This window comes from Ruegeria sp. A5, from assembly GCF_056543005.1.
On the sequence record NZ_JBQGAV010000007.1, the window covers coordinates 71,624 to 87,467 of the forward strand.

General features: G+C 52.8%; 18 protein-coding genes and 1 tRNA gene. 9 read left to right on the top strand and 10 right to left on the bottom strand.

The window, feature by feature from the left end; all coding sequences use genetic code 11:
• Positions 1-130: 130 nt before the first annotated feature.
• From ACR0AY_RS15585 to ACR0AY_RS15595, 3 genes are read right to left on the bottom strand one after another with little or no spacing between them, the layout of a single operon-like run.
• Entirely contained in the window at positions 131-1,441 is a 1,311-nt protein-coding gene (locus tag ACR0AY_RS15585; RefSeq protein ID WP_170514282.1) for a gluzincin family metallopeptidase, read from the bottom strand.
• Positions 1,442-1,453: 12 nt separating this feature from the next.
• The gene (locus tag ACR0AY_RS15590; protein WP_170514285.1) at positions 1,454-2,791 is read right to left on the bottom strand and encodes a TfuA-like protein; all 1,338 of its coding nucleotides are present in this window, start codon (positions 2,789-2,791) and stop codon (positions 1,454-1,456) included.
• Complete coding sequence (locus ACR0AY_RS15595; protein WP_170514659.1) at positions 2,788-3,981, bottom strand: YcaO-like family protein; 1,194 nt, start codon at positions 3,979-3,981, stop codon at positions 2,788-2,790. Before ACR0AY_RS15595 ends, ACR0AY_RS15590 begins: the two co-directional genes overlap by 4 nt.
• Positions 3,982-4,141: 160 nt before the next feature.
• On the opposite strand from ACR0AY_RS15595, the gene ACR0AY_RS15600 reads away from it, so the two are divergent.
• A tRNA-Thr gene (locus ACR0AY_RS15600) sits at positions 4,142-4,217 on the top strand.
• Positions 4,218-4,325: 108 nt separating this feature from the next.
• Here ACR0AY_RS15600 and ACR0AY_RS15605 read toward each other — a convergent pair.
• The 3 genes from ACR0AY_RS15605 to ACR0AY_RS15615 are packed head-to-tail and all read right to left on the bottom strand — an operon-like array spanning position 4,326 to position 5,011.
• Positions 4,326-4,520 (bottom strand): hypothetical protein, encoded by a 195-nt coding sequence (locus ACR0AY_RS15605; RefSeq protein ID WP_170514321.1) that lies wholly within the window; start codon positions 4,518-4,520, stop codon positions 4,326-4,328.
• Between the two features lie 58 nt (positions 4,521-4,578).
• A complete protein-coding gene (locus tag ACR0AY_RS15610; RefSeq protein WP_480454381.1) occupies positions 4,579-4,710 on the bottom strand; it encodes a hypothetical protein in 132 nt (43 codons plus the stop codon).
• A 40-nt stretch (positions 4,711-4,750) separates the two neighbouring features.
• On the bottom strand, positions 4,751-5,011 hold the full coding sequence (locus ACR0AY_RS15615) for a hypothetical protein (RefSeq protein ID WP_170514324.1): 261 nt from the start codon (positions 5,009-5,011) through the stop codon (positions 4,751-4,753).
• A gap of 186 nt (positions 5,012-5,197) precedes the next feature.
• Between ACR0AY_RS15615 and ACR0AY_RS15620 the strand changes: the two genes are divergently transcribed.
• Positions 5,198-7,210: an acyltransferase family protein gene (locus ACR0AY_RS15620; RefSeq protein WP_170514326.1), complete on the top strand. Its 2,013-nt coding sequence runs from the start codon at positions 5,198-5,200 to the stop codon at positions 7,208-7,210.
• Between the two features lie 338 nt (positions 7,211-7,548).
• Positions 7,549-7,755: a hypothetical protein gene (locus tag ACR0AY_RS15625; RefSeq protein WP_170514329.1), complete on the top strand. Its 207-nt coding sequence runs from the start codon at positions 7,549-7,551 to the stop codon at positions 7,753-7,755.
• Between the two features lie 113 nt (positions 7,756-7,868).
• Here ACR0AY_RS15625 and ACR0AY_RS15630 read toward each other — a convergent pair whose 3' ends face one another.
• Both ACR0AY_RS15630 and ACR0AY_RS15635 read right to left on the bottom strand, forming a co-directional pair.
• Complete coding sequence (locus ACR0AY_RS15630; RefSeq protein WP_170514332.1) at positions 7,869-8,642, bottom strand: heparin lyase I family protein; 774 nt, start codon at positions 8,640-8,642, stop codon at positions 7,869-7,871.
• 483 nt (positions 8,643-9,125) lie between these two features.
• A complete protein-coding gene (locus ACR0AY_RS15635; RefSeq protein ID WP_480454382.1) occupies positions 9,126-9,374 on the bottom strand; it encodes a hypothetical protein in 249 nt (82 codons plus the stop codon).
• A gap of 177 nt (positions 9,375-9,551) precedes the next feature.
• On the opposite strand from ACR0AY_RS15635, the gene ACR0AY_RS15640 reads away from it, so the two are divergent.
• Positions 9,552-9,785: a hypothetical protein gene (locus ACR0AY_RS15640; protein WP_480454384.1), complete on the top strand. Its 234-nt coding sequence runs from the start codon at positions 9,552-9,554 to the stop codon at positions 9,783-9,785.
• Positions 9,786-10,149: 364 nt separating this feature from the next.
• Here the strand turns inward: ACR0AY_RS15640 and ACR0AY_RS15645 are convergent, their stop codons facing one another.
• The gene (locus tag ACR0AY_RS15645; RefSeq protein ID WP_480454421.1) at positions 10,150-10,323 is read right to left on the bottom strand and encodes an HGGxSTG domain-containing protein; all 174 of its coding nucleotides are present in this window, start codon (positions 10,321-10,323) and stop codon (positions 10,150-10,152) included.
• A 295-nt stretch (positions 10,324-10,618) separates the two neighbouring features.
• Here ACR0AY_RS15645 and ACR0AY_RS15650 point away from each other — a divergent pair, with 295 nt between their 5' ends.
• The 4 genes from ACR0AY_RS15650 (at position 10,619) to ACR0AY_RS15665 (ending at position 14,106) form a co-directional block, all read left to right on the top strand.
• Positions 10,619-11,146 carry a hypothetical protein gene (locus ACR0AY_RS15650; protein WP_170514339.1) on the top strand — a complete coding sequence of 176 codons (528 nt, stop codon included), beginning with the start codon at positions 10,619-10,621 and terminating at the stop codon, positions 11,144-11,146.
• 672 nt (positions 11,147-11,818) lie between these two features.
• A complete protein-coding gene (gene radC, locus ACR0AY_RS15655) occupies positions 11,819-12,760 on the top strand; it encodes a RadC family protein (protein ID WP_170514342.1) in 942 nt (313 codons plus the stop codon).
• A gap of 182 nt (positions 12,761-12,942) precedes the next feature.
• Positions 12,943-13,356 (top strand): thermonuclease family protein, encoded by a 414-nt coding sequence (locus tag ACR0AY_RS15660; protein WP_170514345.1) that lies wholly within the window; start codon positions 12,943-12,945, stop codon positions 13,354-13,356.
• 57 nt (positions 13,357-13,413) lie between these two features.
• The gene (locus tag ACR0AY_RS15665) at positions 13,414-14,106 is read left to right on the top strand and encodes a hypothetical protein (RefSeq protein WP_170514347.1); all 693 of its coding nucleotides are present in this window, start codon (positions 13,414-13,416) and stop codon (positions 14,104-14,106) included.
• A 309-nt stretch (positions 14,107-14,415) separates the two neighbouring features.
• Here the strand turns inward: ACR0AY_RS15665 and ACR0AY_RS15670 are convergent, their stop codons facing one another.
• Positions 14,416-15,108 (bottom strand): SOS response-associated peptidase, encoded by a 693-nt coding sequence (locus tag ACR0AY_RS15670; protein ID WP_170514350.1) that lies wholly within the window; start codon positions 15,106-15,108, stop codon positions 14,416-14,418.
• An 83-nt stretch (positions 15,109-15,191) separates the two neighbouring features.
• Here ACR0AY_RS15670 and ACR0AY_RS15675 point away from each other — a divergent pair, with 83 nt between their 5' ends.
• Positions 15,192-15,728: a bacteriocin fulvocin C-related protein gene (locus tag ACR0AY_RS15675; protein WP_170514353.1), complete on the top strand. Its 537-nt coding sequence runs from the start codon at positions 15,192-15,194 to the stop codon at positions 15,726-15,728.
• Positions 15,729-15,844: the final 116 nt, after the last annotated feature.

Sequence of the window (15,844 nt, forward strand, 5' to 3'; positions counted from 1 at the left end):
TCTCCCTATCGGGGGTCGACGCTGCCGATTGCCTCGCCTGTCCCGGTTTGCGCATTCAGTGCGCGTTGAATGTCACTATTATCACCCCGTGCGCGTAACCTGCCACAATAGCGGGGGAAAAACAAAGACTTTAAGGTTCATTCACCTCGGGTGACAGCGTACGAACCGACGCGGCATGGCTCGTCCCGTCGGGCTTGGTCAAACGGGGGCCGGGCGCTGTCAATCCGATGTGGCGCATGCGGAAATTGCCTTCGATAATCTGCCGGAATGCGCCGTCGGTGACCTCGTGATCGACCATGACCAAGGCGCGTTCAACGCCGAAGTAGCTCAGCATATCGGGGTCCAATTTCTCCCACGCATCTGCAAGATAGGACCCCAGCAAATCACGCGCTTCGATCAGGGCAACCCGAAAGCCTTCGGGGTCGGCTGCGTAATGTTCGTCGAACAGGTCCTGCATGATCGCATTGTATTCGTCGGTCCCTTCCAACTCGTCCGAGAGCTCCTCCATCTCCGGGTCGATCACGTCATGTGCTACCAGTCGTTCGTGGTAGATATCGACCAGAATATCGAACATCGCCCCGGTGAGTGGTTCCGACAGGGCGTGTTCGCTGGACCATCCATGCGAGAATTCAGAAAGCGTCCGGTCATTGGCGGCGATCCGAATTTGCGAGTTCTGCGACAGCTCGGCAAAGCGGCTCAGCCGGTTATAGGTATAAAGGTTGCCGCGCGTGTTTTTCAGCAATTCATCCACGACTGAGCCGAAATGCAGCGACGCCAACAGCGCCACCATATCGGCCGCCGATTCATGGAACCCGTAATATTCGCCGGTCGCGTCCTCTTCGGATGGCATGCCGACCACGCTGTAGATGATGGCATGGCCGATCTCATGCGCGACCACATCGAAGTTCAGGCTGTAGGGGCGGTATTCGTCACCGATATCGCGAGTGCCACCGGTTTCCAGAAATCCCCAACCGATATGCGCGTTATCTAGACTTGGCAGCAACGATAGCTCAAGCCGCTCGAAATCACGCGCGAAATGCCAGGGGATCGGGCGATTAAAATAGCCCTCCCACACATCCATGGTGAAATGGGCCGCTCCGAACAGATGGGCGGCTTCAAAGGCCGGGTCCTCGGGATCGATATGGATGAAATTGCCAAACTCATCGGGCTCGGGCGGCGGCAGGATATAGCCGTCCCATGCGGGCAGATACATCTCGGGGCCGTCTTCACCCTCGATCATCGCGCCATAGGGGGTCGTTTTGTCGACCGGGTACATCGCATACATGCGGGGGCCCGATGGGCCCGGGCCTATGGTCCCTTGCGGGGCCGATATTTCGACCAGTTCGGGCTTGGAATTCGGCTCTAAAAAGGGCGATTGCGGATATAGTAAGAACCGCGTGCCGGGGGGGTCATTCTCTGAATAGTCGGGCCAGATTGCCAATTTTCCCTCCCGTTATCCGCCGGTGTGCAGACCGGCTGCCAATCCGGGCTCTTGGTCAACCGGATCGCCACCAGCTTGGCAAAACATGAACTCGGCGGCAATCAAATCAACCAAGGCATCGCGCCCCTCAAGGCCAAGCCCGATCGCGTAGGAGTCAAGATCATCCGGCACCCTCTGGTCAAGACGTGTTTCAAAATACCAGATCAAGGCGCGCGTTCGAATAGCAGCGTTGCTTTGGTCCGGCGGCAACGCCGCTTTGCGCTGGGCCCGGTCGCGCAACGCGCTGTAGTCGCCCGAGCGTCGAAGCTCGGCTAGCAAAGCGGCATCCATTGTCTCGGCCAGCGTTTGGATTGCGATATCGACACGGGATTTGTCGGCCAGCATCGCCTCGTACTGCGTAAGGGTCAGGTCATTTTCTTCCAGCCATTCAAGCAAATCCGCGTGGCGGGGTAGCCGGGCCTCCAGCCGATGTTCGGTCATCTGCTTGACCACGGCGTCTTTATCCGGGTCCAACCCCTGTCGGAGGGTCTCGTCCTTGGACAGCAAGCCTAACGCTGCGCGATCACGCAGATGCGCGTAGAGAACCGGATCAAGCCGCAGCTCATCCACCAACGCCCGCGCCTCGCTATCCTGTTGTGCGGCTTCCCCATCCACACGGGCGCAGAGGTCACGCCAGACCAGCGTCCGTTCGGTGCGATTTGCGTCTGACACATTCGTTCCAGCATTCAGAAAGCGGGCCATCTCAGCCAGCATCGCGCGGGCGTCATCCCCTTTCGCATCCACCTGCCCCTCGGGTAACCATCGTAGAAAGGGTTGCGGGTCAGAAGTGCCCTCAAGGATGCGATCCCAAACCCGGTCACGGTAGTGCAAGTCTTTCGCCTTTTGCTGCAACGCGTCGCCCGTCTCTGACGACAACACACCCGCTGTCTTGGCTTGCGCAATGGTGGCGCGGATCGAGACCATAGGCTCGCTCAGCGGTGGAAAGCCAAGCTCGGCAGGGCCGTGCAGCACTGCCACTTCGTCGTCATCCTCGATTGTGCCGCTCAGGTAGTCCTCGAATATCTGCCCGATGCCGATCATCCCGAAATCCGCCAGCTCTGCCGCGCGCAGTGCACCCATGCTGGCACTGCCAAAGACTGGTACACCTTGCTCCAAGGCCCACAGGATTTCCTTGTGCCAGACCGAGGGCACCCCGTCGAAATACCCGTCTATAATCCCGATGGCACGCGGCTTTTCCCGCACTGCCCGATACACATCGCCCTGCTGAACCGGGGGTAGGATAGTGGCGTTCAGATGTTCGCGCACGGCTTCGGCCCGTAGCGTCGGCCCGACAAAAACAACCACACTCATGACATCACCGCTCGCGCACGGGGGCCTGCGACAAAGTCGGGATCGTCATGGGGCGCTTCCAAGCCCGGTATCACCGCGCGCACCACTGCGATGTCAATTTCGGGTCGCGACAGATCAACAGTGACCACCTGATCTATGCCTGCCTCGGACAGGCGCGCCAGCAACAAAGACAGGTCATCCGTGAAAGATCCGGTCACGTAGGTTGGGCATTCGGTGAAATCACCGATAGGCGCCGAGCCATCGATCAGTTCGCGGATGTATCCGCTGCGCCAGTTCCGGGCAGTGTCCGAGAACTCTTCCGGGTCCAGATCATCCCGCGCCCCTGAGATATAGGTCAACCGTGTTTGCGCCGCTTCGGTCAGCGCCCGCAGTAGGGCAATGGCGCGATCCGGGTGGCAGCCGTCGCCGATGCCGATATGGCCCGTCGTGCTTCCGCCCTCACAGATCGCGCAGCGAAAGCTGGCGATGCCGATGTCCGAGGTCGTTTCCCAGATTCCCAAATCCAGCCCCGCCGCAGTAATCTGTTCCATCGCCTCAAGGCAACGCGGGTCGTCCACTGTACGGGGATCAACACGCGGGGTTGCGCCCCGGTGGTGCCACAGCGTTGTGGCGTCACGCTCGATCAACTCGCAGATCGCGTGGCAACTGGCTTCGGTCACGTTGTTACCGGACGCCAGCCCGTTTGTCGTTCGCGGAAACGCCCGCTGCCCAGCCACGGGCGAGGTGGTATAATCGGTGTCCACCATCTCATACGGCACCCAGCAGGGCTGGCCCGAGGGCAGATCGCGCCCCAGCACCCACAGTATCGCCTGATGAGGGTCGAACTGCCCGCCGGTGACGCTGGGCAGACGGTCGGCATCGATCACATACTCCACCGCCAGATCAGCAAAGCTGGACAGCCGTAGCGGCAGTTCGATCCGCTCTGCGTGCCAGGATTCAATCGCTTCCATCACGCCCGAAGCCCGGGCTGCGCTCAGCGACAGCCCCTTGCCCAGCGACACCGCGACCGAGCGCGAGTTTGGCCGCGTCACCATCACTGTCGGCAATCCAACCCGGTCCAGTCCCGTCAGGTTGGCGATCCGGGTTATGCCCATCTGCTTGAGGAATGGTTTGACGATGGCCAGGGTCTCTTCCGGGTCGCGCAGCCGGTGGGTGTCTAGCACATAAGACTTCTGCGAATTCCCGGACATCCAAATGACCTTGCCAAATATCTGATAAACCATCGTAACCCGCCGGGCGGATCATGTCGGCGTCAGGATGCGGGATGAATGCGTAGTGGTCAACCGCGCACCGGCCCGGCAATCCACGCTTGCATGACCCGCGCGCTGCCGTTAAACGAGCTTCCGCATCGCCTCAATAGCTCAGCTGGTAGAGCAGGTCCTTCGTAAGGACAAGGTCGGGGGTTCGAGTCCCTCTTGAGGCACCATTATTTCAATTTTAATTGTTTATTATCAATAATATAATCGACAAGAGTTGCATTGCACCCACCCTTGAACCCACCCACTGGCCCTGTGCTCAAGTTGTTCCGGTGGGGTTATCTGTTGGCGTAGCCGTACCGTCTTACCCTGGCCGCTATCCGCATGTCCTTGGCGTCCAGCATCAACAGGTCAGTGGCCTGAAAGTGGTCCAGCGGATCTGGCGCGGCCTGTAGGATATGGCCGCCGATGATGCTCTTTATCTCGGGCAGAAACTGGTCCGACCAATGCCTGTTGACGGTGTAAAAGCTCATATCAAATCTCTAAAAAGAAAACGGGCGCAGAGAATACCGCACCCGATGGAGATGCCCGTCACGCGGCCTCCTCTTTGACCTCCTTCAGCGCCTTTTCTGCGGCCCTGATTGTCTGTTCCATCGGAGCCAGACCCTCGATGTAGGCCCTCATACTAATCTCGATTGCCCGCATTTCTTGATCATCGAGCAATTTCAGATTCTCCGTGAACTGAATCACTTTTTTTTTGAGACTAGCGGAACTCTGCAGCCATGCCTTTCGGATCGCCGCACGCCCGCCAGTCGATAGAAATACCTTCTTCTTTGCACCACAGCAGAAAGACATCATTCACGAGAATATCGCCATCCTCATCGAAACTCAGACCAGGGTCCGGCAGGTCGAACCATCGGCAAAAAGCCGTCACGCGCTGCTGGCAGGTAATCAAGTCAGAAAAATCTGTGACAAAGATGTCTGGGTTTGCGTCCAACTCTGTAATTTTGGTCTCAGCGTTCATTGCACTTGCCCTTTCCCAGTGGGTTCAAAGCCCGGTTGCATGTCGAGGGTGTCGGAGTACCGCCCCGCTTCACCGAAGTATCTTTTTGATAGTTGGTAATTTCGGTTTTCTAGTGATAATGATGAATGTGTTTTTGGGTCTTTTTGAGGCCAATTTAATGAGTTTGGATGATCTCGGAAGCAAGTGTTGAGCACTGACAGAAAATATCGCCCCGAAATTGATGGATTGCGATGCTTGGCCGTGATGCCCGTAATCGCGTATCATGCGGGACTTCCATTTTTGAATGGTGGGTACGCTGGTGTAGATGTATTTTTTGTCATTTCGGGTTACTTGATCACCAGTATTCTAATAGGTGACCTCGAACACGGACGGTTTTCGATTGCGCGATTCTACGAAAACCGCGCTAGGCGAATTTTACCTGCACTGTTGGCTGTAATACTTGCCTGTATCCCTTTTTCATGGTTTTGGATGACGCCGGATCAGTTCCAAGCTTTTGCAAAGAGCATAATATCCGTTAACTTGTTTATTTCAAACCACTACTTCTGGTCCGAAACCGGCTATTTTGACAGCGCTACCGAGCTGAATCCCCTCATCCACACTTGGAGCCTCGCAATAGAAGAACAGTTTTATTTGTTCTTACCAGTGCTACTGTGGCTGGTCTGGCGGCTCGGTAGGCACCCGACTATGTGGGTTATCGCCGGATTGACCCTTGCAAGCTTTTCGCTTTGCCTCTTTGGCATAACTCGAAAACCGGACATGACGTTTTTCTTGCTCCCGTTCCGAGCATGGGAACTTGGAGCCGGGGCACTGTGCGCGTTCTCGACTATTGGTGAGAAGCGTGGCTTGCAAAATCTGTTTGGTTGGTTGGGTCTCGTTATGGTTCTTGCGTCTATGGCAGTGTTTAATCATGAAACACCGTGGCCGTCGCAAGCAACGCTGTTACCAGTGGTCGGGACTGCGCTAATCATACTGTTTTGCCAGAAAGAGTCGGGTGCAGGTGCAATCCTTTCGTCACGTCCGTTTGTAGCAATCGGCCTTATCAGCTATTCAGCTTACCTATGGCATCAACCTTTGTTTGCTTACGCGCGAATAAGAAGTCTGAGTGAACCCTCAACTGGACTGATGGTCGTACTGGGCGCTTTGACACTCGCCTTAGCGGCCCTGAGTTGGAGATTCATAGAACAGCCATTTAGAAATAAGAACCGACCTTTCCCGCCAAGACGCCGACAAGTATTCGTCTTCTCCGCCACGGGGATGTTCCTGCTAGTGAGCATCGGCGGGTTAATCTTATGGGATGAGGGTGTCCCCAACCGCATATCCAAAGAACAATTGGCGTTTCTGGAACGCCACGAGCTAAATAGCAGCTGCTACTCAACCAACACCCGCGACCTTTCCAACCATCCGAAGAAAGCTTGCTTGTCCGGTCCACTTAATAAGCCTTCGGTTGTCATCGCAGGCGACAGTCACGCGGCTCCAATAGCCCAAATTCTGCAAGACCCATTAGCAGGCAAGGGGGTTACCAGCTACGCTTGGTCGTTTGTCGGTTGTGTTCCGATTCCGTCTCTTCATGCAAGAGTATTCGAAAAGCACACCGGTTGTGTCGAGTACAACAATAGGTTGAGGTCCTATTTGGATACTCTAGATAATCCAGTCCTGGTGCTTTCGGGCAGATGGCAAACTTATCTCAGAGAAGAGGCTTTTGATAACGGAGAGGGTGGAATTGAGAAAGGCCGCAGCTTCACTGTTGACGTAGTAAAGAATAGCGGAGCTTCGCAGGTGGATATTGAAAGAGAACGAGCCGTCTTGACAGCCTACCGTGAGGAGTTGCTGAGTTTGTTGGAGCGGTATCGAGTGTTGTTGGTTTACCCTGTACCAGAGGCAGGTTGGAATGTACCTCTGCTCGCATTCAAGAAGGCGCGTTTCACGAATCAAAGTAGCAGCGACATCTCTACTGACTCTATTGCGTTTCAGAATCGAAGTCGTGATGTTGTTGAGCTATTTGACGGTATCCAACACCCTAATCTTTATAGGATTAGGCCACATGAGGTTCTTTGCGATAGTTTTCAGTCCTCGAGATGCATGAATCAATTGGATGGTGACTTGCTATATAGCGATGACGACCACCTGTCACCCGCTGGCGCAGCGCTTCTATTACCGTTTCTGTTGGAGCAACTGGATACCGCGCTCAACTACCATTAGCACCTGCTTGTGCAGCACGTAAATGCTAGTGGGACAAAGTGAAGTTTGGTCATCCCGAATCTGACCAATGTTACAGACCGCCCCAGCAGAATAGTCCAAAATAGGTGCAGTTAATGAGTTAGCGTTGGTGTATTTGAGAACGCGGAATTTACAACATCCTCCCTGAGAAAGGGGCGCGCTCTTGGGCGTACCTCCTTTCTTTACCGCCTCGCGTGCTGCGAATTGCACCAATGGCTTTAGATTTCTGCCCCAAGAACGTCTCTTGAGTGCCCAATTTCACTTACTTCGGACAGCTATGGTGTTTGAGTGCAGTGAATGAGTAACAAGGTGAGTTCCAGATGAAGTTTGTCCCCGCTACCGCCCAATCAGTCGTTGTCCACGCGTACGAGCTAGCTGCCAACGAAATGGAAAAGAGCATGGCAATGTGGGCGGGTAGTCAACTCATGGCGCTTTACGACAAGCGCTCGGTGCTTTTGCAGGAACATGCCGACATCTGGGACGAGAAGCTCAAGACACGAGACCCTCTTTCTACGGCAAAGAGATGAATTCGGCACCTCAGAAGACATGAGGGCGGCTTCGGAATAGTAACCGCTGCGGGTGCGGGTGGTCACTGCCCTATGGATTTTATAGAGTTCCGTCCCTCCACTGCTGGTACCTCTTATTTCTCTTTGATGCCTGAGAGATAAAGTATGGCGGGTGGTGCACTTGGACCTACTTTCTGGCGGTACATACCAAGCTTGATTTTACCGACGGTGCCAGTCCCGAGTGTGCGACCTTTCCATTGGTAAACTACAGCGTCGTTGACCCATACAATAAAGTGCCCGTCGTCTGATGTGGACCACTTTGCGTCAACGTTTATCTTGTGCCAGCGACCTGTTAGGCTCGAAGCTGGAATCATGGTTCGAACAAGGCTTTCGTAGTTCCAATCAGTACTTTCGACACGCTTTAGCGCTATGAGTTTGTTGCCACGCACGGCGAACTGAAACGGATGTGAGTTTGCGCCCATCATAGAAAACTGGGTTACGATTATCTGCTGAGCACCTCTGTCGGTAAATCCAGGAGCAAAATAAACGTACCACTCATATTTTTTTCGCTGCCCGTTCTTGAATGCACTGTACTTCGCAAACTCGACCCTTTCGTTATTTTTAGAGCAATCGTCCCACTTTCTTTCACGTCCACAGTCCCCATAGCGAAGTTCCATTCGGACGGCTTTTCCATTGAAGCTACCCGGAGGATTGGCAACAATTTGAGCACCGTATGCCCTCGCTGGCGTCCACTTCTCGCGAACCAAATTATGGAACCCTTTTCCAACTACTTCTTTTGGAGCCTGTCCGCTCTTGACTACGCGTGTGATGGATTCCGCTTCTAGTTCGTGCGGTGTTATAATGAAGGCTAAGACGGCGAACGCCGTAATTACTGCAAATCTGAGCATTGGATCTCCAACAAATTGACTACAAACATTGTGGATACGCGGCCTATGGATAAACTGTATTTCAAAGATTATCAGACTAGTTAGACCAATTACCTCGGAGACTTACCCGGCCCGGATCGGGCAATAACGGGATATTCCGTAAATAGCCAAAGGTGACGGGGGATCACCTTTACCGGCTGAAAACTCAGCCCGTTATACAGGTGGTGCAACTTACCCCACCAGTCCTTGCCCGTAAATCGCCGTAAATATGGTGCCGCTCTGTTGTCGCCTCTATCATCAGGCGTAAGGCACCGGTTATTCGGGATGTTCCGAAAAACGCAAATCTGCCCCGACCCCCTGCTACATCTGCTACATGGGATTTGCTCCACCGTGGAGCGAACACCCCGAACAGCGTTCGCAGTGTCCCGCCCCCAAGCCTCGATACACGAGCTGCTGAGCCGGATTAGGTTGCGCGCGACTGGTAGGACAATTAGCGGTTTCTGTTCAGCCATCCCATTCTTCCCAACCTTTTCCTGGGCCAATGTAAGCACGCCGCGTCGATACATGGCCACATTCTCGGCAACTAAAGCGACTAATCTCACCTATCGCAGGACTGAAAACTCCACCAAGCCAAGGTCCGGCCAAATTCTTTACAACCGGGTCGTATTGAAAGGAAAGACTGACACAATCGGCGATGCCGCCGCACTTGAGGCAGGTTGCGATTTCATGGCCTCGTTTTTTGTCGAATTCCATGGATTATTCTACGCACAGCCTTGACTATCCGGCAACATTTCTCGCTCAGCCTAAATCAGCCTATTTTACGCTCACGCCGCTTCCGTACTGCCATCTTGCGACAACCTTCCTTGCGATGATTGGCGTCCCCATTTGACGATCCTTGAAGCGCCGCACTTGGGCAGGTAAATTATCCGAATGGAACCTGTATTCTGGCGCTTGCTATTTTTAGCCATCTGGGGCGGACTTATGTACCTATGGTATCTGGTTTGGTCCTGGTTCGTCGTTGACGTTCTGCATGCGTCCGTCGTGAACTGGCTTTCGCCTGCGTTGATGCTGACATTGCTGGTCGGAACCGTATGGTACTTTGCATCAGGGCGTGCTGCCCGCGACAAGGCCCGTTCCGCCCGTTCTCAAGACGAAATCGAGTAAGCCGGAAGTCACGTTTTCCGCACGTGTTGACTGCTGAAGAACAAGCGCCTCCTGAAGCAATCCCCTGACGACTTCATCGCGTGCCCTACCTTGAAGAGACAGGATGCCGCCAATCTCGGCATTGGCGTTGCGCCTGCGCGGCCCGTAGAGGATGGAATCGACTGCGGCATTGCCCACGTCGTCTATAGCCCGTTTCGCCCGTGAGAGCGGCCCTGGACGCCTACCTGTGTCCGTATCACGAAGGTCCACCAGTGCCCCCGCCGCCTCATCGCGAAACTGCGTCTGTGATCCCTCTAAAACGTCTCCACGTGTCTTTGCGAACGCGCTTTCAGCACGAAGGCGCTTGATAACCTTTTCCGCTGCTTCATCCCCTAGAACAAGGCGCAGCTTCTGGTCGTTCCTCCGGCGTTTTTGAACCTGTCGATAGCCCACCATGCAGACGGCAACGGCCTGTGCCATTGATTGGCAATTTCTCACAGATGCCGTTAGTGGTTCGCGCTCCGCAGCGGGTGACTGTGAGTGTCTTTTTACCTTCCATCTGCTCGCCATTTTCTGTCCGTTTCGCCTGCACATCTTTCAATTGAAGGTACTATATTACCCCAAGGAAGGCAAGAACGGGACAGGAACATCCACGCAAACGTGAGGTAAAATAGCACTTAACGACTTTTAGAAATTTACCTTTGTTTTCAAGGAGAAGTTAAATTAGGTTTCGGGGAAATAGGATTTGGCCGGTACGAACCAAATTTGAGGCAGGATCCCGTTGAGCCTGTTGTTGAATCAATCCAAGTTGGGGCATCGGCCAAACCTTAAGAAGCTGACTAGGTGCGAACACTATGGATTCACTTAAGTTAAATGAAATTCTGAGGTACTTGGCCACGGGTGCTATTCCTCCAATCTATTTGGTGATTGGATTCAAAGAACCTCTAAATTACTTGCTACAAGAGAATGCCCCAAGCATAGCTCTGGCGGGTATGTTTTTGATTTCCTTCTTAATCGGCTCTGCTTCATATTCCATGTATCGCGCATTACTTTACCCCGGCTTACTTTATTGTGCCGTGCGCATTGTGGGGAGCGACTCGACGCCACACGATATGGATATTACTCGATGGAAAAACCTCGCCAAAAATGGAAACTTGCAGAAATACTTATCTGAATGGGCATCGCAAATTCACTTCATGTATGTTTCATCCGTCCTAGGTCTCTTAACAATTGGGGTAGCCAGATTGGAGAACCTTTCCGCAACAGAATCAAACAGCTACCTGGTTGCGATTTCACTGCTCTCATTCGTAGCGGCCTTCATAAGCCATTGCCGCTATCTCAAAAGAGAAGCCGCGACCTTTGAGAGAGACGCTCACATCTGATTGCATTGGCCTGGTGAGGAGCACATGAACGGGACTGCTTCGGGTAAGTTGACGGAGTGGCTAGGTTGTCGTCATCCGTGCTGATTACTTTGTTTAGCGCCCCTCGCTGTGAGAAACGACCTGACCTTCGCTGTCGGACCCACGAAACGCAACAACAACCTGTGGAAGGTCAAACTTGTTTCCTGCATTGTGGAAAGGAAGGGCGGCGCAAACCTTAGGGTAATCTTAGGGTGGTATTCCCAATAGCGACAAAATTAGCGCATTGGTTTTGCCGACTAAGGGCTTGGTATTGCTTTTTTCTTTGGGAGTTGCGTAGCATTCCCACGCGATACTGCGCATGAAATGGTGCAGGATCGAAGCAACGGGGGCTACTGTGGCGGCGTACTCTGAAGCAAGGTCAACGCTCAAAGGGATCGAGGTTCCATTCGACCTCGTTGGAAAGCCTGCCGGTGTCTTCTTTCTGTTAAACGAGATTGAGCGCCGGAAATCGCATGCAAAAAAGGCGACGGATAGCGGGCCGTTCGAACTGAAGCCATTCATGCTAGTGGATGAGTTTATCTTTAATCAGCGTGCTTGAGACATGGGTTCCATTTCAGACTACATCTGACGTTTTTACCACTCGTTAACCAACTTTTGGGCATGGTCCTAGGATTGGTGCATGGAGCGGTAGCCATGAAAAAGTCGGCGATACTGGACAATCTTAAAGAGGTCATAGGCCGCGATAAGAAGAGGTTCGGCAAGTTAGTTAAGTATGATGGCCAGAGCGGCTTTTCAGAGGAAGAATTGAAGGGATTGGATGAGCTATATGCACGCTCCGCTCCGCCCGACGCTATCACTGAACCAGCACACCCGCCGTCATACGTTTACCGAGACCGACTTTCACCAAAGAATGCTGCTGGTGGTGGCCTGATTAAAGACGAGGATGGAGTTAACCGGCCTCACTATTGGGGACATCGTGAGCGACTGCGGCAACGCTTTCTCAAAGGCGGTCACGATCCAATGCCGGAATATGAACTTCTAGAATTGCTGCTGTTCAACGCAATCCCGAGGATCGATGTAAAGCCGTTGGCAAAACGTCTGTTGGCTGAGTTTGGTGACCTAAACGGTGTTATCGCGGCCTCAATGCATCGCATTCTCAAGGTAGATGGGGCTAACGACTGGGTTTACTATCACCTGCGCGTTGTCGAAGCCTTCGGGCACAGGATGGCTCAGGCGCAGATAATGAAGCGGGATGTTGTGTCCTCATGGGAGGCCCTGGTAACCTACTGCCGTACCGCAATGGCGCACCGCGAAGTTGAGCAATTCCGGGTTCTCTACATGGATCGGAAGAATGTTCTGATTGCTGATGAGGAACAGGCCAAGGGCACTGTTGACCACGTACCGGTGTACCCGCGTGAAGTCGTGAAACGGGCTCTGGAATTAAACGCCAGTTCGCTCATCCTCGTCCATAATCATCCATCAGGCGACCCCACGCCCAGCAACTCCGATATTGTTATGACCGAAAGGATAAAGGACGCCTGCGATACTATGGGCATTGTTATTCATGACCATGTTATTATTGGGAAGAAGGAAGAATATTCCTTTAGTACTAATGGCTTGCTCATACGTGTGTAGCAGCATAGCTGTTTATGACTGAGTACTATTGAAAGACTTGCCATGATTGAACTCACCTTAGTTTTAGCACTGTGTGTATTCATCGGTAGCTCGATTGGAAAAGTACTTACTTGGTGGGTAAACAAGAAACTGGATCAGCGCGCAGAACGTCGGTCTAATACTGCAGAGCAAGGAAAACCGTCTTGAAACGTTTTGTCTGCCTGATTGCCTTGCTAACCGCGTGCGCTTCAGAAGGAATTGTGTCTTCCGATATCTATGTCAGAGATGCTGATACGATTGTTCTATTTGGGAAGAATGGGACACCCGTTCGCTTTGAAGGTGTCGATGCTCCTGAACTGGAAACCCAGGCGGGACGAGTTAGCAAGGCTTGGATGATAGATTACCTGCAAGGCAAAACCGTGCGATGTGACCTGACCGGCGAGATGAACGGCGACCGCTACATAGGTACATGCTACGCGGACGGTGAAAATCTTAGTGCCGCTGTAATCAAGGCGGGGCATGCTTTGGATTGCCAGAAGTTCAGTGGTGGCCGATACAAGCACCTTGAAACCACCGAGGCCAAGTCACGGATCAAGCGGGCCAGTTATTGTAGGTAGTCGCGATGGTCAGTGATGATACAGTTGGTTAGTTGAAAATGTTAGATTGAGGCGACTATGATTTCTTTTTTGGTAGGTGTAGGTCTTCAATTCTTGGCAAATCTGCTGCTTGGATATGGTGGCCTATTCCTTGCCTATTATACGCTCGCCGAAGACATCAGGCCGGTCGTACAAGATGCAATTGTAAAAAGGTTATTCTGGATACTTCCTGTTCTTGGAGTTGGGCTTATCATTATCTTAGTTGGTATCGTGCCCTTGCCCTTTATCGTTTATGTGGACGTAACCAACTTAGGCCGGGACGAAGATATAGCACTGTTTCAGTGCATAATGGACACCTACAAACAAGCCTTCGGTGCTTTCATCCAATCGCTCTTTTCAAGATCAGATGAGTTGACCAGAATTCTCGAGGCTTGTTTCCTCGAACGCACTGGGCAGCAGTTGCCCAATGATCCGGGTGGTTTTGGATACAAAATAGAACTTGTGCCATGGTCTGCAGGTCGCCTTACCGGGATGATTCTTAGTATTATTGCTATGATGATTTTGCTTTTTCTCTCCCGAAGCTATTTGATGCGAACAGAGCCGAACACTACTAAAATCACCAATGCTTTTACGGCGATTATAGTTGGGGTGATGCTGCAGATTTTCTTACAGGGCACATCTGACCTCTTCCAGACAAAATTCCAAGAAGCGCCTGCGGTCATTCCTTATCTCCCTGTTTCTGATTTGGCCAAGAATGCTGGGAGTGAATAGCCATAAGCCTGAACGACCCCTCGCCACACAGGTCAGCCTCACCTTGAGCAAATTCTAAATTGAACGTCTCGGTCAACGGAACAATCAAACGAGCATCGAGAAGATACAACGACACCGCATCCCGAGCGCCGCGAGATAGCACGTTGTCTGCATTCCAACCCCAGTGTCCCCGTCCGGCATGAGTATTTAGCCAGCAATGTATCTCGCCAAGCTTGTAGCCGAACCCTTCTTCAGGAACCTGCACACGCACCCTGATAGGGAAGTATTTTTCATCTGCTGCTTTCTTCGGGGATCTGCTGCGCGTGACCATTACGCTTCGATAACGTCGATTAACTCCGGCCCGTCATCATCGCGGCCAATCGGTGCAACCTTGTGATAGCGCATCCGTCCATCCCATTCCGTGCCCAAGTTCTGCGCTTCGTCGTGGTCAATCTCACCCGACATCCACGGCACAAGGTTCTCATTCGTCAGAATAACCGGCGACCGTGCATGTATGTGTTCGATTTGATGTAGGGCAGGGCGCGTGAGGATTGTACAGGTGTTCAGACCCGATGAGAGGCGCGAGTAGAGGCCTGCGAAGTACATGCAGGGGTCATTGGTATCTGTCTTGATAACCCACGGCTGCTTGGCCCCGTTAGGACCTGTCCATTCATAGTAGAAACTGGCCGGGATAATGCACCTGCTGCTTTTCCAGGCGACCCGGAACGAACCTAGCTTATGCGCTGTTTCAATCTTCGCGTTGAAAGTGGTTAGCTTCCACTGTTTCACGTCTTCCTTGAACCAGTGCGGTACAAGCCACCAGCGCGCCGTAGAGCTTATCAGTCGGTCGTCGTGGATTAACGCCATATCCAACATCTGAGTTGGCTTGACGTTCCAGCTCATGGACAGGTCTTTGGCGTTTGGATCGCGCTCAGTTGGGATAGGAACGCCATTCACGATCCAGTTCTGCAGGGCATAGAGTTCCGCCCAGGTCATTTCAGGTCTGCCGAGTCGTCCGCACATCGTTCGAGCATAGCGAAACTAGGGGAACGTTTGGTGAACTTTTTCAAGTGTGATATGTATCAGTATCAGACTGGAGGAACACTATGCATAGCCCTTCTTCGCCCATCACCTCTTTTCGTGCCGGACTATCGGCACTTAGCTTATCCGAGCAAAAGGCGATATTCGATTGTCTGCCCGCAGCCATCCAATTCAGCATGTGGCAAGACCGACTGCTAGAAGGGGCTTCCGAATTATCGGATAGTTCGCAATGTAAATTACTGCGAGAACTGAGTGATATCCTTTCGCCCGAGAGCTATTCCGACCAAGAAAGGAACCAGGCAGTAATTGCACAAATTGACAGTATGTCAGCGCTTGCAGAAAGAGTATTCCCGGATCACTCCGTTTTCCAGAAATACACACAAAGACTGGGCGATAACGCGTGCGAAACCACAACCATTGAACAAGAAGAAGATGCATTGCCCACTTGTACTTGCTCGTCATCAAGATCCTGTATGTGGCGACACAACGATTGTGGTGCAATTCAAGAATGCCTCGCGGGCGGATGTAATCCCACTGTAAGAGGTTGCGGCATTCTCTGGCTACAAGCTTGCGATGGATTGTGTACTGGCAACTGGTGCTAAGACTTTAAGGGCAACTGCACAGGGACAATGTGGTTCTCTGATGCATCAGCAATTCAATATCTAACGCGCCAGGTAGCGACGGCTGAGCCTGCCGACACCCCCCATTTATAGTGGGC